Consider the following 24358-nt stretch of genomic DNA (forward strand, 5'->3'; position numbering starts at 1 on the left):
CTCACCCCCGGTCCAGCGCCTCGATCGCGCGGACCACCATCGCCCGCGCCTCCGCGCCGTACACGGCCATCGCCCGCAACTGCTGGAACGCCTTCAGATAGAGGGCGATCTCCGAGGGCTGCGTGATGTTCACTTGGGCGGACAGCAGTTCCACGGACACGAGCGTGTCGTCGTAGACGTGGAAGGTCTCCACGGGCCACATCGAGCGCCGGTCCACCGACGCCGGGATCACGCCGAGTGAGACGCCAGGCAGGGCACCCGCGGTGAGCAGGTGCCCGAGCTGGGCCGCCATCGCGTCCGGATCGCCCATGCGGTAGTGCAGTGCGGCTTCCTCCACGACCAGGACGGCGCGGCGGCCCCGGTCATGGATGACCCGGGACCGGTCGACGCGGGCACGCGCGGCTTCCAGCCCGCCGTCGGGGTACCCGCGGAACTGGGCGATCGTGCCGAGCAGCCCGGTCGCGTATCCCTCGGTCTGGAGCAGGCCCGGGACCAGGGTGGAGGAGTAGATCCGAAAGAGCCGGGTCTCCTGGAAGAACTGGACCCACGACTCCTGGAGCCGCTTCAGGCCGCCTTGGACCTGGTGGCGCCATTCGTCGTACAGGGACTCGGCGTTCATGGACTGCGCGACCAAATCGGAAGCCTCGTCCGGCACCCCGCAAGCGCGGCACCACAGCCGTATGTCCCGGGCGGACGGTGCGGTGCGGGCGTTCTCGATGCGGGACGTTTTGGAATGGTGCCAGCCGCAGGCGCCCGCCAATGCGGCAAGGGTCAGCCCCGCACCCTTTCGGAGGTCGCGCAGCCGTGCGGCGACGGCTCGGCGTGCGGCCTGGGCAGAGGACGAGGGGGAGATGGGCATGCGCTGTGAGACCGGTCCTGTCCGTCAGATCTTGTACTCGTCGTGGGGTACGGCTCTGGCCCACACCGCTTCGAACGCCCGGGCGCACAGCTGCGCCGAAACCGGGTCGTCGGTGATCTCCTCGCCCGTCCACGACCCGTTACCGGCGAAGTGGTTCCAATGGACCCATTCGCCGTCGAACAGCCAGAAGTCGTTGCCGGGCAGGGCGATGTCGGAAGCGCGGCGGCGGGGGAGCCAGCGCACGCTCTCACCGGCCGCGATGTTGGTGAACGTCCCGTCGTAGAGGAAGCGGGTGTACTCGCTGACCGGTTCGGACACGATCCGGGCCCTGCGGATGGCCGCGCCACGGCTCACCGTCTCGGCGACCAGGTCCAGCCAAGGCCGCCACCAGGAACCCCTGTCGTTCGGATCGTGCCGGAAACCCTCGCGCCAGTCCGCGAAGGGTCCCACCTCGTAGTCGACCGCGTACGCGTCGCGCATCTCCAGATGCACGGCCTGCGTACTGCGCGCCATCAGCTCATCGAACGTGGGCGTCGAGGGCATCGCAGGCCTCCCGGACGATGTTCAGCATGCGGGCGGGGATCCTGATCACGGCCTCCCCCTCGGGGATGCCCTTGGCGTGACCGGGGATTTCGGTGGCAGCGCACTCCGCTTCCAGTTCCGAGCCCGGCTTCCATCCCTGGAGCACGAGTTCCGCGTGCTCCAGGTCGGCCCACACCGTCGGGCTCTGCTTGTCCCCGGTGCTGGGATCGATCCCGATGAACACCAACGCCATGTCAGCCTCCCGTATCGGCCTGTGCACTCCTGTGCATCACCGTCGTGGCTGAAGCGGGGACCGTCAAGGCATCAAGGCGCCCTGATCCACTGGCAGATGAGATGTGTGCACAGATCTGCACATCGCTGGTGGCCGGCCACGAAGCTTCTCCACCCTGGTGTCACCACCCTCTGACAACGGCAGGGAGCACCAGGATGGACGTACGCGAAGGCACGGCCCAAGGGGCGTTCGAACACCTCGACCACCCGTTGTTGCGGCGGCGGGTGCGGGATCCGGGGTCGCTGCGGGAGGGGGAGCTGATGGCCGTGGTCCGGGAGCCGCTGGGGTCGGTCGGCGGGGTGGCGCGGTACACCTGCACCGCGTACGTACGGGACGCGGCCGGGCTGGAGTTCACGGCGGCGCCCGGCACGCTGGAGGGGTTGTGAGCGCCCTGGAGGGGCGGATCTGCGCGGTGTGCGACCGGCCGATCCGGGCCGGTGGCCAGGAGTTCATCCGGCACTCCGCCTCGGGCGCCCGGCCCTCCGACTGGGCCCACGACATCCGCGATCCGGCCTGCAAGCCGGCCCGGGCGGTGCCGGGGGCGGGTTGAGCGCGAGGCCCCGCTCGGGGCGGGACGCGGAAGACCCGGACGGCGCCGCGCGGCGCCGTCCGGGTGGTCACCTCACCGGGTCACTCGAAGGAGAGGGGAACGTTTGTGCCGAAGTTGGTGCCGGAACCGAGGTGGGTGGCAGCGGTGGGTCGGCCTCGGCTCGCCGGCCCGGGGCGGGGCCCCGGGCTCAACTCCCGGCTCAGCCGCGGGCCTTGGCCTGCGCCGTGGCGACGTAGTGCACCGTGAAGAGCATGGGGACCACGAATCCGGCGGCCTGGACGAGCGTCGCCGCAGTGGAGTGGCCCTGGCCGGCGTGGGCGAAGGCCGCGAGGGCGCCGGCCGTCGCGGCGAAGGCGGCGGTCCAGGCGGTGGTGATGACCACGTTGATGCGGACGAAGGGCTTGAGGTTCCAGACCTCGGGCGGGGTGGTGCGCTTGGCGATGCCGAGCGTGAACGGCTTGCCCACCAGCAGCGAGACTCCGGCGATGAGCGCCAGCGTGGCCGAGGAGAGCGCCGCCGAGTAGGCGTGGACGGCCGAGTGGGGGTCCGCGAAGGCGACGGCGGCCAGGACCGCGAAGAAGACGGCCGATCCGGCCTCCATGATCAGCGCGTCGTAGCCGGCGCCCGTCCGCCGCTGCTGGGCGATCACGGCCACCGCCACCAGCAGGCCGGCGAGCGCGCCCCACTGCCACTGGGCGGACGGGACCAGCGCGAAGACGATCCACGGAAGGAAGGTGCGTACGTACGACATCGAAGGCCCCCGGCTGCTGACGTTCTCAACGTTCCTGTTCTGACATGTCGAAACTAGAAGATCCACCCTCGACATGTCAAGAATGGAAGGTAAGGTGGTGGCATGAGCCTTCGACACGCCCTCCTCGGCCTCCTGTCAGAGCGCCCCGCCAGCGGTTACGACCTGCTGAAGCGCTTCGAGACCTCCCTGGCCAACGTCTGGCCCGCCACGCAGAGCCAGATGTACACAGAGCTTTCCAAGCTCGCCGACAACGGGCTGATCAGCGTCTCGGCCCAGGGCCCGCGCGGCCGCAAGGAGTACACCCTCACCGCCGAGGGCCTGGCGGAGCTGCGCCACTGGCTGACGGAGATCAAGCCCACGCGCAACACCCGCAGCGACATCCTGCTGCGGGTCTTCTTCCTCAACGTGATCACGCCGGACCAGGCGCGCGGCTACCTCACCGAGCTGATGGAGCTGTCGGAACAGGAGCACGAGGCCCTGCGCCGCCTGGCCGGCTCCATCGACTGGGGCGACGACCCGCTGTCGGTGAACGGCAGGATCGCGCTGGAGTACGGCCTGCGCTTCAACGCGATGCGCCGCGAGTGGGCGGCGTGGGCGGCCGAGCAGATCGGGTGACCTTGTGCTGGGCCGGGGCCGGGGCCGGGGGCCGGACCCCCGGCCCCCGGCCCCGCCCCTACGGGCGCACGTACGGCCGGGTCATGATCTCCATGTTGTGGCCGTCCGGGTCGGCGAAGTACGCGCCGCGGCCGCCGAACAGCCGGTTGATCCGGGCCGGTTCGGTGTGGTGCGGGTCGGCGTAGTAGGAGACGCCGACCGCCTGGAGGCGCGCGATCATGCCGTCGAACCGCTCCTCCGGGACGAGGAACGCGTAGTGCTGCGGCTGAATCGGTTCGTCGCGCTTCTCGTAGTAGTCGAGCGTCACGCCGTTGCCGAGGTCGACGGGCAGGAACGGCCCGAAGGGCGCGCCCACCGTCAGGCCGAGGACCGCGGTGAGGAACTCGGCCGACAGCTGCCGGTCCCTGGCGTGGACGACGGTGTGGTCGAGCCGGATGGCGCTCGCGTGGGTGGGCATGGGCTGGGACATGGGTACGGGTCTCTCCGGTCTGGTCTTGACATCACTGGGCGGGGCGCCGCGCAACGGCGCCGGTCAGGAAGACACGGAAAGGGGAGGCGGGGCTCTGGCCCGCCCCGGGATCACCCCGAGGCCGGGAGCCCCACTCGTACATGGCCCAAGGCCGACCCGGCAGTCACCCGGCCGACTCTAATGATCAACGGGCCACGGGGCAACGCCGTTCCCCGCCGGGCAGATCCAGCCCCCAGCGGGCGGCCGACCGGCCCTCGGGCATCATGGGCCCCCGGACCCCCGCCCCAAGGAGCACCGCCCGTGATACTCGGTTTCGACCCCCTCTTCGACATGGTGGACATCGCGGGCTCGGCGGGGGAACTGAGCAGCCTGGCCGACGCCGTGGCCGGGGGCCAGGGGCTCCTCGACTGCGCGTCCGCGCCGGGCCGCAACACCCTGGCGGGGGTCGAAGTCAGGCGGAGCCCGGGCCCCGGCGTGCTCGTCCAGCACGACGCCGAACGCCGGATCCTCGTCATCAGCGGCGACGCCGCATCGCGTGAGGTGCTCGCGGACGAGCTGCGCGACATGGCCCTCGCCGACGACGGAGGCCACCTCCACATCGAGCACTACCCCGAACACGCCTACGTCGCGGAAGGCTCCGTGTCGCTGGTGATCAACAGCCCGCACGGAGGCATGCCGAGACGCTGAGCCGCCCGGACCCCGTGCCTGGCCGGCTCCCTAGAGACCCGACGTGTCGAGCACGATCCCGAACGGCTCGGGCAGCCGCACCCCGACCCCGAAGGGGTGCGGCCCGTCCGCGCGGGTGTAACCGAGCGGCCCCGGCTCGGAGTACAGGCTCACGCTCCGCTCGACGCGGTCGACGAGCAGGTACAGCGGCGCCCCGTACTCGGCGTACCGCCTGCGCTTGACGACCCGGTCCGTCTCGGCGTTCGACTCGGAGGTCACCTCGACGACGAGCAGCGTCTGGTCGGGTACGAGCGCCCCGCCGCCCCGGGCCAGCTCGACCGGCACCACCGCGATGTCGGGCACGTACCAGTTCTGGGACTTGGGCAGGTCGAGGTTCCCGGACCCCGTGACGCAGCCCAGCTCCCTGACCCGGGGTTTGATCTGGTCGCGGATGACCTCGGCGGCGGCTTCGTGGTCCCAGGACACTGTGCGCGCGGGGTCGAGGACGCCCTCGACGAGCTGCGCACGATCGCCCACGACGTGCTGCGCGACCGGTGCCGTGCTCATCGGGCGGTACTCCCTTCCTCCGTCCCCAAGACGCTACCGGTCCCGGATCCCCCGCAACCCGCCCTTACGGTCTTCCGTCACCCGAACGGCCGACCCCGCCCCGGCGCCTCCTCCCGCCGACAAGGGGGAGGAGGCGCCAGAGGACGTTGGCAGGGACCCCTCAGGCCGCCACCACCCGGCTGACCAGTTGGTCCCGCACGCGGGACGGGATGGCCGGGGCGAAGCGCTGGAGGTAGTGGTCCATGTGGAGGTCGTCGCCGACCAGGAACGGGAGGTCGAAGACCAGGAGCTTGCGGACCGCCAGGAGGGGGAGCGGGGAACGCAGGGGGCGGAACGACTCGTTGTAGAGGCCGGGCTCCTCGCACACCGGGTGGAACTGGCCGATCATCAGGCCCTCCGCCACGAACTCGTCCTTCGCCTTGCGCTGCAGCTCGTCCAGCTCCACCGAGTCCGTCGGGTCGAAGCCCGGCAGGACGAGGAGGATCGTGAGCAGTTCGCGGTCCTCGGGGGACAGCGGCTCCGAGAGCGCCGCGTGCCGCGTGCGCAGGGAGTCGACCGCCGAGGCGAGGTCGTCGCAGTCCGCCGACGGGAGCGCCAGGTGGAAGAGGTCCTTGCGCAGCGCGGGCTGGGTGTACGGACACACGGGGCCGGTGCGGCCCAGCTCGGGGTGGCTGGAGACCAGGAACTCCCGGCTCCACCCGAGCACTTGCATCAGCGGACCGAGGTGCTCCGCCGGGACCTCGCCCCGGGCGACCTCGCCCGAGGTCCACGACATGATCAGGTCGTCGCCCCTCATCGGGCATCCCTCCACATCGGCCGGAGGGCGGGTCCGCCCTCCGGCAGGACGATCTCCGGGCCCATCCGCTCGAATCCGGCGCGCCGGCTCGCCGCCTCGCCGCCGGGGGAGCTGGCCTCCGTGTACACGCCGACGCCCTCGGCGTCCGCGCGCGCCGCGAGCCGGCCCACCAGTGCGGAGACCAGGCCGTCCCGCTGTCTGTGCGCGCGGGCCGCCGCGAAGGCGATGTAGTAGTGCGGCGGTCCGTGCGGATGGCGCTCGTCCTGGAGCGCCGCGATGGTGTGCAGGGCTGGGGCGTGCGGGCCGAGGGCCGCGGCGGCCTCCGCCAGCCGCGCCTCGTCCGGCGCGGCGCCCGGCGGCAGGAAGAGGAGGACGGCGTCGCCGTCCGGGCTGGTGAGCACCCCGCCGTGCGCGGCGCACAGGCCGACGAACGCGCTGAAGAAGCCGGGCAGCCGCTCGGCGCGCTCCCGCTCGTCGGCGATCATCCACCGGGTCAGGGCGTCCCCGTGGAACGCGGCGGCGAGCAGCGAGGACAGGTCGGTGACCGTCGACGGGGTCAACGTCGACAGGGTCAACGCCCGTGGGATCGATGTCGACCCGGTCAACGGGGCAGAGGGTAACGGTGACGGTGACAGGGACATGGGTGGTCCTCCGGTCAGAGGGTGCGGGTGGCACGGCCGCGAACGGCCGGGGCCGGCACGCGGCCGTGCGCGGCGAGCGCCGACACGCGGGCGTGCAGGGTCGGGAGGTAGTGCTCCGACTCGGGCTTGATCAGGACGCTGCGCACGATGCGCGCCGCGTCCGCGTCGCGGACCACGGCCGGGTGGCGCCGTACGAAGGCATCGGCGTCCGCGCGCAGCACGCTGAGGAAGACCGGGTCGGCCTCCGCCGTCATGCCGTCGCGCAGCAGCCGGTCCGAGGCGGCGTCGATCGCGGACAGCGATCCGTCCGCCGTCGCCGGGAAGTAGGTGACGATGTCGAGGTCGGGCCGCTGGTACAGCTCCAGCTCGGCCGAGTCGGTGATCAGATCGGCCCAGCGCAGCGCGGCCCGCCGGTTCGCGGCCAGGATCGAACCGAAGCCGTCCGGGGTGAGCGGGAGCAGCTCCAGGGTCAGCCACAGCGCCGAGGCCGCGGCCCCCGCCCGCGAGCACTCCAGGCTGATCTCGCCGAGGTGCAGGTCGGCGTCGGTGAAGTAGGTGTACGGCGAGTCGTGGGCGAAGTGCCGTCCGGCGCGCGGGTCGGGGAAGAGCACCGCCCCGCAGCCGTAGGGCTGGAGGCCGTGCTTGTGCGGGTCCACGACCACCGAGTCGCACTCCGCGATGGCCCGCCACGGCCGCGGGTCGAAGCCCTCCGCCCCGGCCCGCCCGAGGATGGCGTAGAAGCCGCCGTACGCCGCGTCCACGTGCACGCGGGCCCCGTACCGGCGGGCGAGCGCGACCACCTCGTGGACCGGGTCGACGGTCCCCAGCCCGGTGGTCCCGGTGGTGACGACGACCGTCCCGATCCGCCCGGTGCGCAGGGCGTCCTCCAGCGCGCCGAGGTCGATGCGCCCGTGCCCGTCGGCCGGGATCCGGTGGCCCTCGACGCCCAGGACGTGGCACATCCGCTCGTGCGTGTAGTGGCATTCGGAGCTGTACGCGATCCCCTTGTCCGGGTGCAACTGCCGGGCCACGTACAGCGCTTCGAGGTTGGCCATGGTGCCGCTGGTGGTCAGGTGCCCGACGTGCGCCTCGAAGCCGAACATGGCGGCCAGTGAGGCGACGGCCTCGCGCTCCATCTCCGTCGTCGCGGGCCCGCCCTCGGCGGCGTGGTTGTTGGGGTTGAACAGCATCGCGGTCAGATAGCCGACGACGGCCGCCGGGTGCGGGGGCTTGACCATCTGTCCGGCGTAACGCGGGTGGAAGAACGGATAGTTGTGGTCCATCCGCTTGGCGAGGCGCTCGAAGGCCTCGTCGAAGGCGTCGGGGCCGACGCGGTGGGCGCCGTGCGTCTCGTACGGGCCGAACTGGCCGCCCCACCGTTCGGCGACCCCGAGGGCGCGCGGCAGCCAGTCGCGCAGATCGTGCAGATCGTTCAGGTCCACGGTGGGCCTCCCCCGGGTGGCCGCGCTCTGCGGCACGCGTCGTGCGTACGCGGTCCCACGTACGCACGAGCAGATATACGGAGCCCTCGCAAGCCCCGCGCAACGCCGGACGGCCGCACCCCACCTGGGCTCCAGTGATGGACGAGGGACGTCTGGTGCACTCGCCGCGCGGCACCCGTGCCCGCCCCCGAATCCACTCCCCGAACCCACCCCCTCCAGGAGGACATCGCATGGTCACCAGACGCAGCGTGCTCGGCGGCGCCCTGGCCGCGGCCGGCGCCGGACTGATCACCACCGGCGCACTGACGCCGGTGCTCGACGCCGGTTCCGCGCAGGCCGCCGCCCCCACCGACGCCGCGGGCGCGGCCGGCGCCGTCCAGCCGAGACCGGTCGCCGTACCGGTACCGCCGCCGTTCTCGGTGCGGATGCCGGTCCTGCCCGTGCTGACCCCGGTGTCGACCGCCGGCGGCCAGGACACCTACGCCGTCACGATCAAAGAGGTGTCACGGGAGATCCTGCCCGGCGGCATGGCCAAGGTCCTGACGTACGACGGCTGCTTCCCCGGCCCGGTCCTGCGCGCCCGCAGCGGGCGCAAGGTGGTGGTGCGCCACCGCAACACGCTCTCCATGCCGGTCGCCGTCCACCTGCACGGCGGCTCGGTCACCCAGGACAACGACGGCTCCCCGATGGACACCTTCGGGCCGGGCACCTCGCGCACCTACACCTACCCGAACCAGCAGCCGGGCGCCCCGCTCTGGTTCCACGACCACGCCCACCACATGGAGTCGGAGCACGTCTACCGCGGCCTGTCCGCCTCCTACCTGCTCTCGGACGACACGGAACGCGCGCTGCCGCTGCCCGCCGGGCAGTACGAGATACCCATCGCGCTGCGGGACGCGCACTTCGACGCCTACGGCCAGCTCGTCTACGTCATGGACGACGCCTTCGGCCGCACCACCATCCTCGCCAACGGCCGCCCGAGCCCGTACGTCGAGGTCGCCGCCCGCAAGTACCGCTTCCGGCTGCTGAACTCCTCCAACATGCGCTTCTTCCAGCTGAAGCTGTCGGACGGCGGCCAGATGGTCCAGATCGGCTCGGACGGCGGGCTCCTCGAACACCCCTTCCCGACCGACACCGTCGGTCTCTCCCCGGCGGAGCGCGCCGACGTCGTCATCGACTTCTCCCGCTACCCGGTCGGCACGCAGATCGTCCTGGAGAACACCCTCGGCCCCGGCACCCCCGACCAGGTCGGCAAGGTGCTGCGCTTCGACGTCGTCCGGACGGCGGCCGACCCGAGCCGGGTCCCGGACACCCTGCGCACGCTGCCGGCCCTGGCGGCGCTCCCGAAGCCCGCGGTGCAGCGCTCCATCGTGCTCAGCATGGACGAGGACGGGCGCCAGGAACCGCGGGGGTTCATGGACGGCCAGGCCTACGACCCGGACCGCATCGACCAGACCGTCGCCCACGGCACCTCGGAGGTCTGGACGGTCACCAACGCCAACAAGCTGATCCCGCACAACTTCCACATGCACCTGGTCCAGTTCCGGGTCCTGGAGCGCAACGGGGCCCCGGCCGGACCGGCGGAGGCCGGACTGAAGGACACCGTCCGGCTCTTCCCGGGGGAGACGGTGAAGCTGCACGCCACCTTCGCCTCGTACCGCGGGACGTACGTCTACCACTGCCACCTGCTGGACCACTCGGCCATGGGCATGATGGCGAACTTCCGCGTCCGCTGACCGGGGTCCCCCCCCCCGCAGGCCCCCGCCGCGCGGGCCGCGCCGCCGCAGCCCGGCTCGACGTGCCCTCAAGGGCCGGACGAGCGCGGGCCGGGAGAGTGACGGGCACAGACCATGTCCAGCCGTGTCCCCCATGACTCCACATGTGTCCGTACGTTCCGCAAGGAGATCGAAAATGACCACCTCGCTCACGTTCCTCACACCCCACGACGCACGCACGGTCCTGGACGAGGTACGCGCGGTCTGGGCCACCCTCCTCAAGATCACCGACCCGCCGCTGGAGGCCAGCTTCTTCGAGCTGGGCGGAGACTCCCTGGCGGCCCACCACATGCTCCTCCAGCTCTCCCGCACCTACGGCGTCGAGCTCAGGCTGCGCCAGATCTACGAGACCCCCACGGCCCTGGCCCTGGCCGAGGCAGTGTCGGCCCGGATCGAGCAGGGCCAGTGACCGGGGCCGGGACCAAGGGCGCCGCCAGGGTTCCCGGCACCGTCGAGAACCGGCCATCCGCGCCCGGAGCCGTCGCGGCCCGTCCGGAGCCGTCCTCAAGCGGACTTCCGGCAGCCCTCCGGCGGCGGGGAGGAGGGTCGGGGCACAGGTCAGGGAGGCGGAGCCGATGTCGGGTGAGCGAGTGCACCGCGCGTCGTACGAGATCGACGTGACCGCGCCGGCCGGAGTGGTCTACGGGCTGATCGCGGACACCACGCAGTGGCCGTTGATCGTGGCGTCGAGCGTCCATGTCGAGCGGCTCGAATTCGACGGGGTCCGCGACCGGTTCCGGATGTGGTTCACCGCCAACGGCGGCGTCAGGTCCGCCCTGTCGCACCGCACCCTGGACAGCGCGCGGAAGCGGATCGAGTTCCGCCAGGAACTCCCCGCCGCGCCCGCCGTCGCCATGGCCGGGACCTGGACGGTCGAACCCCGCGGCGCCGGGCGCAGCAGGCTGCGCCTGGAGCACGAGTTCACCGTGGCCACCGGCCCGCCCGGGGACGTCGCGTGGCTGCTGCTCGCGACCGACACCAACAGCCGGGCCGAGCTGGAACGGCTCAAGGAGAACGCGGAGCGGTGGCGCGAAATCGACGGGCTGCTGCTCGGCTTCGAGGACTCCGTCCGGGTGCGCGGCCCGGCCGAGCTGGTCTACGACTTCCTGTACGGGGTGGCCGACTGGCCCGGCCGGGTCCCGCACGTCACCCGCGCCGAGGTCCGCGAGGACGTCCCCGGGGTGCAGTACGTCCGCATGGAGACCCGGCCGGAGAGCGGTAGGCCGCTGCAGGTCACCGAGTCCGTACGGATCTGCTTCCCGCACGCCGCCCGGATCGTCCACAAGCAGACGAGGACACCGCCGTTGATCGAGGCGCACACCGGGGAGTGGTCGGTGCTGCCCGACGAGACGGGCGTGACGGTGATCGCGCAGCACAGCGTGCTGCTGCGCGCGGCGGACGCCGAGCGGGTCCTGGGGCCGGGGGCCGACGTGTCCCGGGCGCGCGCACATGTGCGCGCGGCGCTCGGCCGGGAGAGCGCGGCCGTCCTCGAACAGGCCAAGCAGCATGCCGAGTCCGCGATCCGCAGCCTCTGAGGGCCACCACTGAACTGACGCCCCGTCAGATATCGAGGTCACGAACGTGTCGGGGGTATCCGGGCACGGCTCGCCTCCCCCTTCCCCCTGGCACAAGATCGATGGGGGACACCTCTGCCGACCACCTCCGCCCGTCCGCCGACCGACCGCCCGCACCCGCACTCGCGCACCGCACCCGCACCCGACCGTCCGTATCCACCAGCCATCAGGAGTGACATGTCCCGCCGCCTGTTCACCTCGGAGTCCGTCACCGAGGGCCACCCCGACAAGATCGCCGACCAGATCAGCGACGCCATCCTCGACGCCCTCCTGCGGGAGGACCCCGCCTCCCGGGTGGCCGTGGAGACGCTGATCACCACGGGCCTGGTCCACATAGCCGGTGAAGTGACGACCCAGGCGTACGCGCCGATCGCGGCCATCGTCCGCGAGAAGATCCTGGAGATCGGCTACGACTCCTCCACCAAGGGCTTCGACGGTGCTTCGTGCGGGGTGTCGGTGTCGATCGGCGCCCAGTCGCCGGACATCGCCCAGGGCGTGGACACGGCGTACGAGAGCCGGGTCGAGGGTGCCGCCACAGGTGAAGAGGGTGACGAGCTGGACAAGCAGGGCGCCGGCGACCAGGGCCTGATGTTCGGCTACGCGTGCGACGAGACCCCGGAGCTGATGCCGCTCCCGATCCACCTCGCCCACAAGCTGTCCCGCCGCCTGTCCGAGGTCCGCAAGAACGGCACGATCCCCTACCTGCGCCCGGACGGGAAGACGCAGGTCACCATCGAGTACGACGGCGACAAGGCCGTCCGCCTCGACACCGTCGTCGTCTCCACCCAGCACGCCGCCGACATCGACCTCGACGCGCTGCTGACCCCCGACATCCGCGCGTCCGTCGTCGAGCACGTCCTCGCGCAGCTGGCCGAGGACGGCATCAAGCTCGACACCGAGGGCTACCGGCTGCTCGTGAACCCGACCGGGCGCTTCGAGATCGGCGGCCCGATGGGCGACGCCGGCCTGACCGGCCGCAAGATCATCATCGACACCTACGGCGGCATGGCCCGCCACGGCGGCGGCGCCTTCTCCGGCAAGGACCCGTCCAAGGTCGACCGCAGCGCCGCCTACGCGATGCGCTGGGTCGCCAAGAACGTCGTCGCCGCCGGTCTCGCGACCCGCTGCGAAGTCCAGGTCGCCTACGCGATCGGCAAGGCCGAGCCCGTCGGCCTCTTCGTCGAGACCTTCGGCACGCACACCGTGCCCACCGACCGCATCGAGGAGGCCATCGCCCAGGTCTTCGACCTGCGCCCCGCCGCGATCATCCGCGACCTCGACCTGCTGCGCCCGATCTACGCGCAGACCGCCGCCTACGGCCACTTCGGCCGCGAACTCCCCGACTTCACCTGGGAGCGCACCGACCGGGCCGAGGCCCTCAAGGCCGCCGCCGGCCTCTGAGCCCCGGCCGCCGCCCCGCCCCCTCGCGCCGCCCGCTTCACCCCCCCGCTTGGCCCCAAGCTCCACCCACCCCTTCGCCCCGCCGACATCGAGATCAGCTCACAGGAGTCCACGTGCGTATCGCGGTGACCGGATCCATCGCCACAGATCACCTCATGGCCTTCCCGGGCCGGTTCGTCGACCAGCTGCTCCCCGACCAGCTGGAACACGTCTCGCTGTCCTTCCTCGTCGACACGCTGGAGGTCCGGCGGGGCGGAGTGGCGGCCAACATCGCCTACGGGCTCGGCGGGCTGGGCCTCGCCCCGCTCCTCGCGGGCGCCGTCGGCGCCGACTTCGCCGAATACGAGGTCTGGCTCAAGGAACACGGCGTCGACACCAGCGCGGTCCACGTCTCCGACGACCGCCAGACCGCCCGCTTCATGTGCATGACCGACCAGGACTCGAACCAGATCGCCTCGTTCTACGCGGGCGCCATGGCCGAGGCCGACCGGATCGACCTGCGCGCCCTGCACGCGAGCGACCCCCTCGACCTGGTCCTCGTCTCCCCGAACGACCCGGCCGCGATGGTCCACCACACCGACCAGGCCCGCACCCTGGGCATCCCCTTCGCCGCCGACCCCTCCCAGCAGCTCGCCCGGCTCTCCGGCCCTCAGGTGCGCACCCTGGTCGACGGCGCGGCCTGGCTGTTCACCAACGAGTACGAGTCCGCCCTGCTGCGCGAACGCGCCGAGTGGAGCCACACCGACGTCCTCGACCGGGTCGGCACCTGGGTCACCACCCTCGGCGCCCAAGGCGTCCGAATCGACCGCAAGGGCGATCCGACGATCACCGTGCGCGCCGTCCCCGGCATCACCCCCGAGGACCCGACCGGCGTCGGCGACGCCTTCCGCTCCGGCTTCCTCGCCGCCGTCAGCTGGCACCTGCCGCTGGAGACCGCGGCGCAGCTGGGCTGCGCGATGTCCGCCCTCGTCCTCGCCGCCGTGGGCTCCCAGTCGTACGAGGTCCGCCCCGCGGCCCTCCTCGACACCGTCCGCGCGGTGTACGGCGAGCGCACCGCCGACCTGCTCGCACCGCAACTGGGACGGCTGTCATGACCACGAACGCACAGGAGCGCACGGACGCCCTGCGCCGGGCGCTGGCCACCCGGGTGGTGGTCGCGGACGGCGCGATGGGCACGATGCTCCAGGAGCAGGACCCGACCATGGAGGACTTCCAGCAGCTGGAGGGCTGCAACGAGGTCCTCAACGCGACGCGCCCCGACATCGTGCGTTCGGTGCACGAGGCGTACTTCTCGGTCGGTGTGGACTGCGTCGAGACCAACACCTTCGGCGCCAACTACGCCGCGCTCGCCGAGTACGAGATCCTCGACCGCAATTTCGAGCTGTCGGAGTCGGGTGCGCGGATCGCGCGCGAGGTCGCCGACGAGTTCACCGCCTCGACCGGTCAGCAGCGCTGGGTGCTGGGCTCCATGGGCCCCGGCACCAAGCTGCCGACCCTGGGCCACATCCGTTACTCCACCATCCGCGACGCCTACCAGATCAACGCGGAGGGTCTGCTGACGGGTGGCGCGGACGCGCTGCTGGTGGAGACGACGCAGGACCTGCTCCAGACGAAGGCGTCGGTCATCGGTGCGCGGCGGGCGATGGACGCGCTGGGCGTGTCGGTTCCGCTGATCTGTTCGGTGACGGTGGAGACGACCGGGACGATGCTGCTGGGCTCGGAGATCGGTGCGGCGCTGACCGCGCTGGAGCCGCTGGGCATCGACATGATCGGGCTGAACTGTGCGACGGGCCCGGCGGAGATGAGCGAGCACCTGCGCTACCTCGCCCGCAACGCCCGTATCCCCCTGTCCTGCATGCCCAACGCCGGCCTGCCCGTCCTGACCAAGGACGGCGCCCACTACCCGCTGTCCCCCGAAGAACTCGCGGACGCGCAGGAGTCGTTCGTCCGCGAGTACGGTCTGTCGCTCGTGGGCGGCTGCTGCGGCACGACGCCCGAGCACCTGCGCCAGGTCGTGGAACGGATCCGCGGCGCGGCGGTGACGGTGCGGGAGCCGGCCCCCGAGCCCGGTGCCTCGTCCCTCTACCAGACGGTGGCGTTCCGGCAGGATCTGGCGTTCATGGCGATCGGTGAGCGGACGAACGCGAACGGGTCGAAGAAGTTCCGGGACGCGATGCTGGAGGCGCGCTGGGACGACTGTGTGGAGATGGTCCGGGACCAGATCCGTGAGGGCGCGCACATGCTGGACCTGTGTGTGGACTATGTCGGCCGTGATGGTGTGGCGGACATGGACGAGCTGGCGGGGCGGTTCGCGACGGCGTCGACGCTGCCGGTGGTGCTGGACTCGACCGAGGTTCCGGTGATCAAGGCGGGTCTGGAGCGTCTGGGCGGGCGTGCGGTGATCAACTCGGTGAACTACGAGGACGGTGACGGGCCGGATTCGCGGTTCGCGCAGGTCACCCGGCTGGCGCAGGAGCATGGTGCGGCGCTGATCGCGTTGACGATCGATGAGCAGGGTCAGGCGCGGACGGTCGAGCACAAGGTGGCGATCGCGCAGCGGCTGATCGCGGATCTGACGGGGAACTGGGGGATCCGGGAGTCGGACATCCTGATCGACACCCTGACCTTCACGATCTGCACGGGTCAGGAGGAGTCGCGCGGGGACGGGATCGCGACGATCGAGGCGATCCGCGAGCTCAAGCGCCGCCACCCGGACGTCCAGACCACCCTCGGCCTGTCGAACATCTCCTTCGGGCTGAACCCTGCGGCGCGGGTGCTGCTGAACTCGGTCTTCCTGGACGAGTGTGTGAAGGCGGGTCTGGATTCGGCGATCGTGCACGCCTCGAAGATCCTGCCGATCGCGCGGTTCGACGAGGAGCAGGTCACCACCGCTCTGGATCTGATCTATGACCGGCGTGCGGAGGGGTATGACCCGCTGCAGAAGCTGATGGCCCTCTTCGAGGGGGTCAACACGAAGTCGTTGAAGGCGGGGCGGGCGGAGGAGCTCCTGGCGCTGCCGCTGGACGAGCGGTTGCAGCGGCGGATCATCGACGGGGAGAAGAACGGCCTGGAGGCGGATCTGGACGAGGCCCTCGCCTCGCGTCCGGCGCTGGACATCGTCAACGACACCCTGCTGGAGGGGATGAAGGTCGTCGGTGAGCTGTTCGGGTCGGGTCAGATGCAGCTGCCGTTCGTGCTCCAGTCGGCCGAGGTGATGAAGACGGCGGTGGCCTATCTGGAGCCGCACATGGAGAAGACGGACGCGGACGGCAAGGGCACGATCGTGCTGGCCACGGTCCGCGGCGACGTTCACGACATCGGCAAGAACCTCGTCGACATCATCTTGTCCAACAACGGCTACAACGTGGTCAACATCGGGATCAAGCAGCCGGTCTCGGCGATCCTGGAAGCGGCGGTGGAACACCGCGCGGACGTGATCGGCATGTCCGGCCTGCTGGTCAAATCCACGGTGATCATGAAGGAGAACCTCCAGGAACTCAACCAGCGCAAACTCGCCGCCGACTACCCCGTCATCCTCGGCGGCGCCGCCCTCACCCGCGCCTACGTCGAACAAGACCTCCACGAGATCTACGAAGGCGAAGTCCGCTACGCCCGCGACGCCTTCGAAGGCCTGCGCCTCATGGACGCCCTCATGGGCATCAAGCGGGGCGTCGCCGGAGCGCAGCTCCCGCCCCTCAAGCAGCGCCGCGTCGCCAAGCGCGAAGCGGCGCCGGAGCTCGCTATCGAGGACGTCCCCGAGCTGGGCTCCGTACGGTCCGATGTCGCCGTCACCAATCCGGTGCCGGTCCCGCCGTTCTGGGGGACGCGGGTGGTCAAGGGGATCCCGCTGAAGGACTACGCGTCCTGGCTGGACGAGGGCGCCCTGTTCAAGGGCCAGTGGGGGCTCAAGCAGGCCCGCGCGGGCGGGCCGACGTACGAGGAGCTGGTCGAGAGCGAGGGCCGGCCGCGGCTGCGCGGGCTCCTGGAGAAGCTGCACACCGAGAACCTGCTGGAAGCGGCCGTGGTCTACGGCTATTTCCCGTGCGTGTCCAAGGGCGACGACGTGATCATCCTGGACGAGCAGGGCAACGAGCGGACCCGGTTCACCTTCCCCCGCCAGCGCCGCGGCCGCCGGCTGTGCCTGGCCGACTTCTTCCGCCCCGAGGAGTCGGGGGAGACCGACGTCATCGGCCTCCAGGTCGTCACCGTCGGGTCCAGGATCGGCGAGGCCACCGCCAAACTGTTCGCCGCCGACGCCTACCGCGACTACCTCGAACTGCACGGCCTGTCCGTCCAGCTCGCCGAAGCCATGGCCGAGTACTGGCACGCCCGCGTCCGCGCCGAACTCGGCTACGCCGGAGAAGACCCCGCCAAGGTCGAGGACATGTTCGACCTGAAGTACCGCGGCGCCCGCTTCTCGCTCGGCTACGGCGCCTGCCCCGACCTGGAGGACCGCGCCAAGATCGCCGACCTCCTCCAGCCCGAACGCATCGGGGTCCACCTCTCCGAGGAGTTCCAGCTCCACCCCGAGCAGTCCACCGACGCCATCGTCATCCACCACCCCGAAGCGAAGTACTTCAACGCACGCTGAGGAACGCACCGAGAGATTCGAGAGGAGACAGACATGCCGGCCACACTCACCGCCAGCGCGCCCGCCCCAGCCACAGCCACAGGCACCGCCACCGCCACCGCCACCGCCGAGCGCCCCCGCACGTCCGCCCCGGCCACGCTTGGCGTCCGCGAACTGCTGGCCCAGGGCCGGCAGAGCTTCTCCTTCGAGTTCTTCCCGCCGAAGACGGACGCCGGAGAACGCGTCCTGTGGAACGCCATCCGCCGGATCGAGTCCTTCGCCCCCTCCTTCGTCTCCGTCACCTACGGCGCCGGCGGCTCCTCCCGCGACCGGACCGTCGAGGTCACCAAGCGCATCGCGGCCGAGACCACCCTGCGCCCGGTCGCCCACCTCACCGCCGTCGGGCACTCGGTGGCCGAGCTGCGCCACATCATCGGGCAGTACGCCGACGCGGGCATCCGCGACGTCCTGGCCCTGCGCGGGGACCCGCCGGGCGACCCCAAGGGGGACTGGACGGCGCACCCCGACGGGCTGGCCCACGCCCATGAACTCGTCACGCTGATCCGGCAGTTGGGCGACTTCACGGTCGGTGTGGCGGCGTTCCCCGAGCGGCACCCCCGCTCGCCCTCCTGGGACGAGGACATCCGCCACTTCGCCGCCAAGTGCCGGGCGGGCGCGGACTACGCGATCACCCAGATGTTCTTCCACGTCGAGGACTACCTACGGCTGCGCGACCGGCTCTGCTCGGTCGGCTGCCTCACCCCGGTCATCCCCGAGATCATGCCCGCGACCGACGTCCGGCAGATCCGGCGTTTCTCCGAACTGAGCGACGCCCGCTTCCCCGCGGACCTCGCCCAGCGCCTCGAAGCGGCCCAGGACAGCCCCGGCGACGGCCACCGGATCGGCGTCGAGTACGCCACCCGGATGGCCGAGCGGCTGCTCGCCGAGGGGGCGCCCGGCCTGCACTACATCACCCTCAACAAGTCCACCGCGACTCTAGAGATCCATCAGAACCTGGACCTGGACGTACGCCAGGCCGCGGCCACCCCGGCCACGCCACCCACGTCGGCCGCTTCGACCACCCCAGCCACCACCATCACGGAGTAGACCCCTATGGACTTCAAGGTCGCAGACCTCTCGCTCGCGGAGTTCGGCCGCAAGGAAATCACCCTGGCCGAGCACGAGATGCCCGGTCTGATGTCGATCCGCAAGGAGTACGCCCCCTCGCAGCCGCTCGCGGGTGCCCGCATCACCGGCTCCCTGCACATGACCGTGCAGACCGCCGTGCTGATCGAGACCCTCGTCGCGCTCGGGGCGGAGGTCCGCTGGGTGTCCTGCAACATCTACTCCACCCAGGACCACGCGGCCGCCGCCGTCGCGGTCGGCCCGACCGGCACCCCCGAGGCCCCGGCGGGCATACCGGTCTTCGCCTGGAAGGGCGAGACGCTGGAGGAGTACTGGTGGTGCACCGAGCAGGCCCTGATCTGGCCGGGCCACTCCGGGCCGAACATGATCCTGGACGACGGCGGTGACGCGACCCTGCTGGTCCACAAGGGCGTCGAGTTCGCGAAGGCGGGCGCCGTCCCCGACCCCGCCACCGCGGACAACGAGGAGCTGCGGCTGGTCTTCGAGCTGCTGGGACGCAGCGCCATCGACTGGCCCGCGCTGGCCGCCGAGATCCGCGGCGTCTCCGAGGAGACCACCACCGGTGTCCACCGGCTGTACGAGATGCACCGCGAGGGCGCCCTGCTGTTCCCCGCGATCAACGTGAACGACGCGGTGACGAAGTCGAAGTTCGACAACAAGTACGGCTGCCGCCACTCCCTGATCGACGGCATCAACCGCGCCACCGACGTCCTCATCGGCGGCAAGACGGCCGTGGTCTTCGGCTACGGCGACGTCGGCAAGGGCAGCGCCGAGTCGCTGCGCGGCCAGGGCGCGCGCGTCATCGTCACCGAGATCGACCCGATCTGCGCGCTCCAGGCGGCGATGGACGGCTTCCAGGTCGCCCGTCTGGAAGACGTGGTCGAGACCGCGGACATCTTCATCACCACGACCGGCAACAAGGACATCATCATGGCCGCCGACATGGCCAAGATGAAGCACCAGGCCATCGTGGGCAACATCGGCCACTTCGACAACGAGATCGACATGGCCGGCCTCGCGAAGATCCCCGGCATCGTCAAGGACGAGGTCAAGCCCCAGGTCCACACCTGGAAGTTCCCCGACGGCAAGGTCCTCATCGTCCTGTCCGAGGGCCGCCTGCTGAACCTGGGCAACGCCACCGGTCACCCGTCCTTCGTCATGTCCAACTCCTTCGCCGACCAGACCCTGGCCCAGATCGAGCTGTTCACCAAGCCCGAGGAGTACCCGATCGACGTCTACGTGCTGCCCAAGCACCTGGACGAGAAGGTCGCCCGGCTCCACCTCGACGCGCTCGGCGTCAAGCTCACCACCCTGCGGCCCGAGCAGGCCGCGTACATCGGCGTCGACGTCAACGGCCCCTACAAGCCGGACCACTACCGCTACTGAGAGCGGCGTCCGCACGCGCAGCCGCACGCGCAGCCGAACAGAATCCGCCACCGGCCCTCGAAGAACGCTGGAGGGCCGGTGGAAACGCCATGGCCGGGGGTCGCGGGGGATGCCACGATCGGATGTCCGAGCCGAGGGCAGGCAGCACCCCCGACCACCACCCGAAGGACACACCCATGAACCCCAATCCGGCCGGTAGCCCGAACCAGTACCAGCAGCAGCCGCAGCAACCGCCGTACGCCGGGCAGCCGTACCCCGGTCAGCCCGCACCGGCGGCGGCCGCCGAGCGCGGCAAGCTGCCCACGGTCCTGCTCCTGGTCGCGACCGTCCTCGTCGGCCTGATGGCCGGTCTGTTCTTCGCCTTCGACGTCTCGGTGATGCCGGGGCTGGCCGAGGCGGACGACAAGACGTACGTCACGGCGATGCAGAACTTCAACTCGGTCATCGACGGCAGCCCGGTCTTCGGCATGGCCTTCATGCTCGCGCTCGTCGTCGCGGTCGTCTCGGTGATCATCGAGTTCCGCAAGGGGCGCCGCAACGTGGCGATGTGGGTCGCCGCCGCGGCCGTCGCCTACTTCGTCGTCCTCCTGATCACCTTCAGCGTCAACATCCCGCTCAACAACGAGCTGGCCGACGCCGGTGACGCGGCGAAGATGACCGACTTCTCGATCGTCGACAAGTTCAAGACCACCTGGGTCTCCACCAACATCGTGCGCACCCTGCTGTGCACGGTCGCCCTCACGGCCCTCTCCCGGGCACTGGTCCTGTACGGGCGCGCCACCCGCTGAAGCGCCCCGCGAGCGAGCGGTGCCCCGGCCGGGACCGTCGGCCGGGGCACCGCTCGTGAACGCTGCGCGCTCAGGCGGTCGCGGTCCCGTGCAGCACCAGCGCCCAGGTGAGGAAGCCCAGCGCCGCCGTGCACAGCAGCGTGCGCCACACGTTGGCGCGCGCCCAGGGTCCCTCGAAGGCGCGCCGCACGGCCGCCGGGTCCGCGATCCGCTCGACCGGGCCGGCCTTCTCCAGGGCGTTGTTCAGCGGGATGTTCACCCGGTTGGTCACGCCCATGGACAGGATGTAGCAGGCCAGCGCCCCGATCAGCGGGACCAGCAGGTCGTGTCCGTCGTCCGGGACGTGCAGCCCCAGCGCCAGCGCGGTGAAGAGGAACGCGCCGATGTAGCCCAGGACGAACCAGCCGTTGAGGATGGCCACGTTGATCCGCTGCATGACCGTGATGAGCGTGCGGTCGTCGGAGCGCTTGAGGCCAGGCATCACCGCGACGGCGAAGGCGTAGAACAGCCCGCTGACCAGTCCCATGGTGATGGTGGCGGCGATGAGCGAGGCCAGACGGGCTGTCTCCACGTAATTCCCCCTGCTCGTGGTCATCGACAGGTCATCAGATCGTCAAGTCACCGCGATCATACGGGTGCGTGCCGAGGCCGGGCCGGTGAGCTCCAGCGGCTCTCCACCCCTCCTCGACCGGGCCGGCGGCACGCACCGCGCCACGAGGTGCGGGTGCCGGCCGTCAGGCCGCGGCGCCGCTGTCCACGACGGGGGAGTCGCCGAAGACCTTGACCGCCTGGTAGTAGGTCCAGGCCGTCGAATCGCAGGAGCCCTTCTTCACGCCCGAGTAGGCGGAGCAGACCCGCTTGAGGTCGGCGTACAGGGCGTCGTCGATCCGGGACTTGTTCGCGGCGAAGATGCCCAGCGCCTTGTGGTTGCGGTAGCCGAAGTCGTGGCGCGCGCAGGCCGTCTGGAAGGGGAATCCGAACGGATTGTCGGGGGAGGAGGAGCAGTAGTCGGTGGACCAGTCGAAGGCGTACGCCGCCCAGGCCGTCCGGTTCGCACGGGCCGAGACCCACGCGTTGTAGCTCGCCGAACTGGTCTGCGTCCAACTGCTCAGCACCTGCGGCTTGTCGGCCGGAACGGCCGCGGCGGCGGGCGACGCGAGAGCGACCAGCGCGGTGACGGCGGTGACCGCCGGGACGAGCGCGGCGGTGAGTCTACGGCGCATCAGGAACCTCCGGAGGAAGGGGGCGCGCCCGGGCATCGGCGGCGCGGCGTCCTCAGGATGTATGGCTCTGTTAAAGGCCGGGCATCGCGCGGCTGGACACCCGGCGGCGGCGCGACGGGGGAGGGGCCCGGCCACGCGCCGGGCCCCCGTCCCTGAAGGGACGGGGGCCCGGCGCGAGATGCGGGGTGACGGGTCGGGGCTAGCGGCCCCGCTTGCCCCAGGACTTGCTGTCGAGGATGCGCTGGTGGTCGTTGCGCAGGGTGGCCGCGTCGCGCTTGTCCCAGACGTAGTGGTTGCGGTTCTGGTACACGTCGTGGGCGGTGTCGCGGCCCTTGCCCGTGTGCACCTTGACGCTGGAGTGACCGGCGAGGGTCAGGCCGTGGAATCGGTAGCTGTTGCCCTCGCGGTCGGTGAGGGTGTAGCCGCGCAGGTCGACGGGCTTCCTGCCGGTGTTCTTCACCTCGACCCACTCGCCGTTCAGGCTGCGGTTGGTGCGGTCGTCGCGGCCGGGGCTGTCGTACTGCACCTCGCCGATCATGACGGTGGAGTGCTTGCCGTGGCCGTGGCCGTGCCCGCGGCCGTGGTCGGCGGAGGCGGCGGCGGCCGGCAGGGCGGCGGAGCCGAGGACGGCGACGGAGGCCACGACGGTGGCGAGGACGCGGCGAGTGGTGCGCGAAGCAGACATGGAGATGTCACCTCAAGGACGTGCGGGTCCCCGGCTTGCTGCCGGGAACCCACACTCTGGCCTGCGCGAGCGCCGTTTTCTAGCAAAACACCCAAGTTTACTGAATAAGGACAAAGAGGCAATATCGTATGATTACCGCGAAGCGAGGGCGAGCTCACCGGCCCGGCAAGTCCCCGCCGCGCCCGCCGCCTTGGCCCGGCGGGGGAGCAGGAAGCAGACGGCGGCCCCCGCGATCAGGACGACGATCGGCAGGACCGCGGTGGTGTGCAGGGTGGCGGTGAAGGCGACCGCGTAGGTCTTGCCGGTCGCCAGCTCCGCGGCCAGGCGGCCCTGGAGCAGCGCGCCGACCGCGGCCGCGCCCACCACCGAACCGATCTGCCGCACCGTGTTGTTGACGCCGGAGGCGGCGCCCGCCAGGTGCGGCGGGACGTGGCGCATGGCCTCCGAGGACATCGGGGCGATGATGCAGCCGACGCCCAGGCCGGTGACCAGGGTCGCCGGGACGAAGACGTACCAGGCGGTGGCGGGCGCCGCGAGCAGGGCGATGGCGACGATGCCCGCCGCGTAGCAGAAGACCCCGGCGAGCAGGACGTACGTGCCGCCGATCCGGTCGGCCAGCCGGCCCGCGAAGGGCCCCACCGCCATCGACACCAGCGAGGAGGGGGCGAGGACGAGGCCCGCCTTGATGGCGCTGAGCCCCAGCACGGACTGGAGGTAGAGGTTGAACGGCAGCACCAGCCCCAGCATGGCGACCGATATCAGGCCGACCAGCGCGGTCATCGCGGTGAAGTTGCGGTCCCGGAAGAGGGTGAAGGGGATCAGCGGCTCGCGGTCCTGACGGCGGCTCTGGTGGAACAGGAACCCGGCGGCCAGGCCGCCGCCCGCGGCCAGTAGCGACCATATCCCCGTTCCCCAGTGGTAGTTCTGCCCCTCCTGGAGACCGAAGGCCAGGCAGAAGAGGGCGGCTCCGCAGAGCAGGACACCGGTCAGGTCGAAGCGGTGGGCGCGGGAGGTCCGGATGTCCGGCACCACCAGGGACGTCAGCACGAGGGCCGCGATCCCGATGGGCACGTTCACCAGGAAGATCCAGCGCCAGCCGATCGTGGAGACCAGGATGCCGCCCAGGGTCGGGCCGGAGAGGGTGGCCAGTCCGGCGACCATGCCCCAGATCCCCATCGCGGTCCCGCGCCGGGCGGCCGGGAAGACGGACACGATCAGGGTCATCGTCTGCGGGGTGAGCAGGGCCGCGCCCAGCCCCTGCACGACGCGGGCGGCTATCAGCCAGGTGGCGCCGGGTGCGGAGCCGCAGCCGACACTGGCCAGGGTGAAGACCGCGAGTCCCGCGGCGAAGAGGGTGCGGGGGCCGTGCAGGTCGCCGAGCCGGCTCGCCGTGATGATCAGGGCCGACAGGGCGAGGGCGTATCCGCTGACCACCCAGAGCGTCTGGTCGAGCGTGGCGCCGAGGCCGCCCATCATGTCCGGGATCGCGATGTTCACGATCGTCAGGTCCAGCAGGGTCATGAAGAACCCGAGCGAGAGCGTCACCAGCACCGCCCAGGGGTTCCCGCGCCATGTGCGCCATGTCCGCATGATCCGCTCCTCGTTCCGTCGTTCCCCTGTCGTGCCCGTGGAACGACGAT

26 protein-coding genes are annotated in these 24358 nt (G+C 71.0%); 13 read left to right on the forward strand and 13 right to left on the reverse strand.

Annotation, left to right across the window (positions count from 1 at the left end; translation table 11 throughout):
* Position 1: 1 nt before the first annotated feature.
* From AC0693_RS33870 to AC0693_RS33880, 3 genes are read right to left on the reverse strand one after another with little or no spacing between them, the layout of a single operon-like run.
* Positions 2 to 859: a helix-turn-helix domain-containing protein gene (locus tag AC0693_RS33870; RefSeq protein ID WP_478803893.1), complete on the reverse strand. Its 858-nt coding sequence runs from the start codon at positions 857 to 859 to the stop codon at positions 2 to 4.
* Positions 860 to 883: 24 nt separating this feature from the next.
* Complete coding sequence (locus tag AC0693_RS33875) at positions 884 to 1402, reverse strand: DUF6879 family protein (RefSeq protein ID WP_478803894.1); 519 nt, start codon at positions 1400 to 1402, stop codon at positions 884 to 886.
* On the reverse strand, positions 1377 to 1634 hold the full coding sequence (locus tag AC0693_RS33880) for a hypothetical protein (RefSeq protein WP_469319147.1): 258 nt from the start codon (positions 1632 to 1634) through the stop codon (positions 1377 to 1379). Before AC0693_RS33880 ends, AC0693_RS33875 begins: the two co-directional genes overlap by 26 nt.
* 194 nt (positions 1635 to 1828) lie before the next feature.
* Between AC0693_RS33880 and AC0693_RS33885 the strand changes: the two genes are divergently transcribed.
* Both AC0693_RS33885 and AC0693_RS33890 read left to right on the forward strand, forming a co-directional pair.
* Positions 1829 to 2059 carry a hypothetical protein gene (locus AC0693_RS33885; protein ID WP_478803895.1) on the forward strand — a complete coding sequence of 77 codons (231 nt, stop codon included), beginning with the start codon at positions 1829 to 1831 and terminating at the stop codon, positions 2057 to 2059.
* A complete protein-coding gene (locus AC0693_RS33890) occupies positions 2056 to 2223 on the forward strand; it encodes a hypothetical protein (protein WP_468470668.1) in 168 nt (55 codons plus the stop codon). The genes AC0693_RS33885 and AC0693_RS33890 overlap by 4 nt, the downstream gene beginning before the upstream one ends.
* Positions 2224 to 2422: 199 nt before the next feature.
* On the opposite strand, the gene AC0693_RS33895 is transcribed toward AC0693_RS33890, so the two are convergent.
* Entirely contained in the window at positions 2423 to 2974 is a 552-nt protein-coding gene (locus AC0693_RS33895; protein WP_478803896.1) for a hypothetical protein, read from the reverse strand.
* Between the two features lie 102 nt (positions 2975 to 3076).
* Here AC0693_RS33895 and AC0693_RS33900 point away from each other — a divergent pair, with 102 nt between their 5' ends.
* Positions 3077 to 3589 (forward strand): PadR family transcriptional regulator, encoded by a 513-nt coding sequence (locus AC0693_RS33900; protein WP_356407644.1) that lies wholly within the window; start codon positions 3077 to 3079, stop codon positions 3587 to 3589.
* A 58-nt stretch (positions 3590 to 3647) separates the two neighbouring features.
* Here the strand turns inward: AC0693_RS33900 and AC0693_RS33905 are convergent, their stop codons facing one another.
* The gene (locus tag AC0693_RS33905; protein WP_469319144.1) at positions 3648 to 4058 is read right to left on the reverse strand and encodes a VOC family protein; all 411 of its coding nucleotides are present in this window, start codon (positions 4056 to 4058) and stop codon (positions 3648 to 3650) included.
* A 300-nt stretch (positions 4059 to 4358) separates the two neighbouring features.
* On the opposite strand from AC0693_RS33905, the gene AC0693_RS33910 reads away from it, so the two are divergent.
* Positions 4359 to 4745: an Imm32 family immunity protein gene (locus AC0693_RS33910; RefSeq protein WP_478803897.1), complete on the forward strand. Its 387-nt coding sequence runs from the start codon at positions 4359 to 4361 to the stop codon at positions 4743 to 4745.
* A 30-nt stretch (positions 4746 to 4775) separates the two neighbouring features.
* On the opposite strand, the gene AC0693_RS33915 is transcribed toward AC0693_RS33910, so the two are convergent.
* The 4 genes from AC0693_RS33915 to AC0693_RS33930 form a co-directional block, all read right to left on the reverse strand.
* Positions 4776 to 5291 carry a Uma2 family endonuclease gene (locus AC0693_RS33915; RefSeq protein WP_469319142.1) on the reverse strand — a complete coding sequence of 172 codons (516 nt, stop codon included), beginning with the start codon at positions 5289 to 5291 and terminating at the stop codon, positions 4776 to 4778.
* Positions 5292 to 5451: 160 nt separating this feature from the next.
* Complete coding sequence (locus tag AC0693_RS33920; RefSeq protein WP_356407653.1) at positions 5452 to 6087, reverse strand: DUF6875 domain-containing protein; 636 nt, start codon at positions 6085 to 6087, stop codon at positions 5452 to 5454.
* Positions 6084 to 6647, reverse strand: a complete 564-nt coding sequence (locus AC0693_RS33925) for a hypothetical protein (RefSeq protein ID WP_478803898.1) — start codon at positions 6645 to 6647, stop codon at positions 6084 to 6086. The genes AC0693_RS33920 and AC0693_RS33925 overlap by 4 nt, the downstream gene beginning before the upstream one ends.
* A gap of 95 nt (positions 6648 to 6742) precedes the next feature.
* The gene (locus AC0693_RS33930) at positions 6743 to 8170 is read right to left on the reverse strand and encodes a pyridoxal phosphate-dependent decarboxylase family protein (RefSeq protein WP_469319140.1); all 1428 of its coding nucleotides are present in this window, start codon (positions 8168 to 8170) and stop codon (positions 6743 to 6745) included.
* A 230-nt stretch (positions 8171 to 8400) separates the two neighbouring features.
* Here AC0693_RS33930 and AC0693_RS33935 point away from each other — a divergent pair, with 230 nt between their 5' ends.
* The 9 genes from AC0693_RS33935 to AC0693_RS33975 all read left to right on the forward strand — a co-directional run bounded on the left by AC0693_RS33935 (position 8401) and on the right by AC0693_RS33975 (position 20810).
* Positions 8401 to 9906, forward strand: a complete 1506-nt coding sequence (locus tag AC0693_RS33935; RefSeq protein WP_469336983.1) for a multicopper oxidase family protein — start codon at positions 8401 to 8403, stop codon at positions 9904 to 9906.
* 175 nt (positions 9907 to 10081) lie between these two features.
* Positions 10082 to 10354, forward strand: coding sequence for a phosphopantetheine-binding protein (locus AC0693_RS33940; protein ID WP_356407665.1), 273 nt, complete (start codon positions 10082 to 10084; stop codon positions 10352 to 10354).
* Between the two features lie 166 nt (positions 10355 to 10520).
* Complete coding sequence (locus AC0693_RS33945) at positions 10521 to 11480, forward strand: aromatase/cyclase (protein WP_478803899.1); 960 nt, start codon at positions 10521 to 10523, stop codon at positions 11478 to 11480.
* A gap of 216 nt (positions 11481 to 11696) precedes the next feature.
* Positions 11697 to 12920 carry a methionine adenosyltransferase gene (metK, locus tag AC0693_RS33950; RefSeq protein ID WP_356407669.1) on the forward strand — a complete coding sequence of 408 codons (1224 nt, stop codon included), beginning with the start codon at positions 11697 to 11699 and terminating at the stop codon, positions 12918 to 12920.
* A 113-nt stretch (positions 12921 to 13033) separates the two neighbouring features.
* Positions 13034 to 14014 (forward strand): carbohydrate kinase family protein, encoded by a 981-nt coding sequence (locus AC0693_RS33955; protein ID WP_469319136.1) that lies wholly within the window; start codon positions 13034 to 13036, stop codon positions 14012 to 14014.
* The gene (gene metH / locus AC0693_RS33960; RefSeq protein WP_478803900.1) at positions 14011 to 17511 is read left to right on the forward strand and encodes a methionine synthase; all 3501 of its coding nucleotides are present in this window, start codon (positions 14011 to 14013) and stop codon (positions 17509 to 17511) included. Before AC0693_RS33955 ends, metH begins: the two co-directional genes overlap by 4 nt.
* A 33-nt stretch (positions 17512 to 17544) precedes the next feature.
* Positions 17545 to 18597: a methylenetetrahydrofolate reductase [NAD(P)H] gene (metF, locus tag AC0693_RS33965; protein ID WP_478803901.1), complete on the forward strand. Its 1053-nt coding sequence runs from the start codon at positions 17545 to 17547 to the stop codon at positions 18595 to 18597.
* Between the two features lie 6 nt (positions 18598 to 18603).
* The gene (gene ahcY / locus AC0693_RS33970) at positions 18604 to 20022 is read left to right on the forward strand and encodes an adenosylhomocysteinase (protein WP_478803902.1); all 1419 of its coding nucleotides are present in this window, start codon (positions 18604 to 18606) and stop codon (positions 20020 to 20022) included.
* A gap of 176 nt (positions 20023 to 20198) precedes the next feature.
* Entirely contained in the window at positions 20199 to 20810 is a 612-nt protein-coding gene (locus AC0693_RS33975; RefSeq protein ID WP_356412897.1) for an anthrone oxygenase family protein, read from the forward strand.
* 70 nt (positions 20811 to 20880) lie between these two features.
* Here AC0693_RS33975 and AC0693_RS33980 read toward each other — a convergent pair whose 3' ends face one another.
* The 4 genes from AC0693_RS33980 to AC0693_RS33995 all read right to left on the reverse strand — a co-directional run bounded on the left by AC0693_RS33980 (position 20881) and on the right by AC0693_RS33995 (position 24308).
* Positions 20881 to 21381, reverse strand: coding sequence for an anthrone oxygenase family protein (locus AC0693_RS33980; RefSeq protein WP_469321080.1), 501 nt, complete (start codon positions 21379 to 21381; stop codon positions 20881 to 20883).
* Between the two features lie 163 nt (positions 21382 to 21544).
* Positions 21545 to 22033, reverse strand: a complete 489-nt coding sequence (locus AC0693_RS33985; protein ID WP_356412893.1) for a phospholipase — start codon at positions 22031 to 22033, stop codon at positions 21545 to 21547.
* Positions 22034 to 22232: 199 nt separating this feature from the next.
* Positions 22233 to 22718 carry a lamin tail domain-containing protein gene (locus tag AC0693_RS33990; RefSeq protein WP_469321072.1) on the reverse strand — a complete coding sequence of 162 codons (486 nt, stop codon included), beginning with the start codon at positions 22716 to 22718 and terminating at the stop codon, positions 22233 to 22235.
* 132 nt (positions 22719 to 22850) lie between these two features.
* The gene (locus AC0693_RS33995) at positions 22851 to 24308 is read right to left on the reverse strand and encodes a DHA2 family efflux MFS transporter permease subunit (protein ID WP_478803903.1); all 1458 of its coding nucleotides are present in this window, start codon (positions 24306 to 24308) and stop codon (positions 22851 to 22853) included.
* Between the last annotated feature and the right edge of the window lie 50 nt (positions 24309 to 24358).

It is taken from the genome of Streptomyces sp. NPDC043876 (assembly GCF_056435825.1).

What these genes read in the sequence shown, in the direction of transcription:
- AC0693_RS33870 (WP_478803893.1), bottom strand. Translation starts at nt 859, where the DNA reads ATGCCCATCTCCCCCTCGTCCTCTGCCCAGGCCGCACGCCGAGCCGTC.
- AC0693_RS33875 (WP_478803894.1), bottom strand. Translation starts at nt 1,402, where the DNA reads ATGCCCTCGACGCCCACGTTCGATGAGCTGATGGCGCGCAGTACGCAG.
- AC0693_RS33880 (WP_469319147.1), bottom strand. Translation starts at nt 1,634, where the DNA reads ATGGCGTTGGTGTTCATCGGGATCGATCCCAGCACCGGGGACAAGCAG.
- AC0693_RS33885 (WP_478803895.1), top strand. Translation starts at nt 1,829, where the DNA reads ATGGACGTACGCGAAGGCACGGCCCAAGGGGCGTTCGAACACCTCGAC.
- AC0693_RS33895 (WP_478803896.1), bottom strand. Translation starts at nt 2,974, where the DNA reads ATGTCGTACGTACGCACCTTCCTTCCGTGGATCGTCTTCGCGCTGGTC.
- AC0693_RS33900 (WP_356407644.1), top strand. Translation starts at nt 3,077, where the DNA reads ATGAGCCTTCGACACGCCCTCCTCGGCCTCCTGTCAGAGCGCCCCGCC.
- AC0693_RS33905 (WP_469319144.1), bottom strand. Translation starts at nt 4,058, where the DNA reads ATGTCCCAGCCCATGCCCACCCACGCGAGCGCCATCCGGCTCGACCAC.
- AC0693_RS33915 (WP_469319142.1), bottom strand. Translation starts at nt 5,291, where the DNA reads ATGAGCACGGCACCGGTCGCGCAGCACGTCGTGGGCGATCGTGCGCAG.
- AC0693_RS33920 (WP_356407653.1), bottom strand. Translation starts at nt 6,087, where the DNA reads ATGAGGGGCGACGACCTGATCATGTCGTGGACCTCGGGCGAGGTCGCC.
- AC0693_RS33935 (WP_469336983.1), top strand. Translation starts at nt 8,401, where the DNA reads ATGGTCACCAGACGCAGCGTGCTCGGCGGCGCCCTGGCCGCGGCCGGC.
- AC0693_RS33940 (WP_356407665.1), top strand. Translation starts at nt 10,082, where the DNA reads ATGACCACCTCGCTCACGTTCCTCACACCCCACGACGCACGCACGGTC.
- AC0693_RS33945 (WP_478803899.1), top strand. Translation starts at nt 10,521, where the DNA reads ATGTCGGGTGAGCGAGTGCACCGCGCGTCGTACGAGATCGACGTGACC.
- metK (WP_356407669.1), top strand. Translation starts at nt 11,697, where the DNA reads ATGTCCCGCCGCCTGTTCACCTCGGAGTCCGTCACCGAGGGCCACCCC.
- metH (WP_478803900.1), top strand. Translation starts at nt 14,011, where the DNA reads ATGACCACGAACGCACAGGAGCGCACGGACGCCCTGCGCCGGGCGCTG.
- metF (WP_478803901.1), top strand. Translation starts at nt 17,545, where the DNA reads ATGCCGGCCACACTCACCGCCAGCGCGCCCGCCCCAGCCACAGCCACA.
- ahcY (WP_478803902.1), top strand. Translation starts at nt 18,604, where the DNA reads ATGGACTTCAAGGTCGCAGACCTCTCGCTCGCGGAGTTCGGCCGCAAG.
- AC0693_RS33975 (WP_356412897.1), top strand. Translation starts at nt 20,199, where the DNA reads ATGAACCCCAATCCGGCCGGTAGCCCGAACCAGTACCAGCAGCAGCCG.
- AC0693_RS33985 (WP_356412893.1), bottom strand. Translation starts at nt 22,033, where the DNA reads ATGCGCCGTAGACTCACCGCCGCGCTCGTCCCGGCGGTCACCGCCGTC.
- AC0693_RS33990 (WP_469321072.1), bottom strand. Translation starts at nt 22,718, where the DNA reads ATGTCTGCTTCGCGCACCACTCGCCGCGTCCTCGCCACCGTCGTGGCC.
- AC0693_RS33995 (WP_478803903.1), bottom strand. Translation starts at nt 24,308, where the DNA reads ATGCGGACATGGCGCACATGGCGCGGGAACCCCTGGGCGGTGCTGGTG.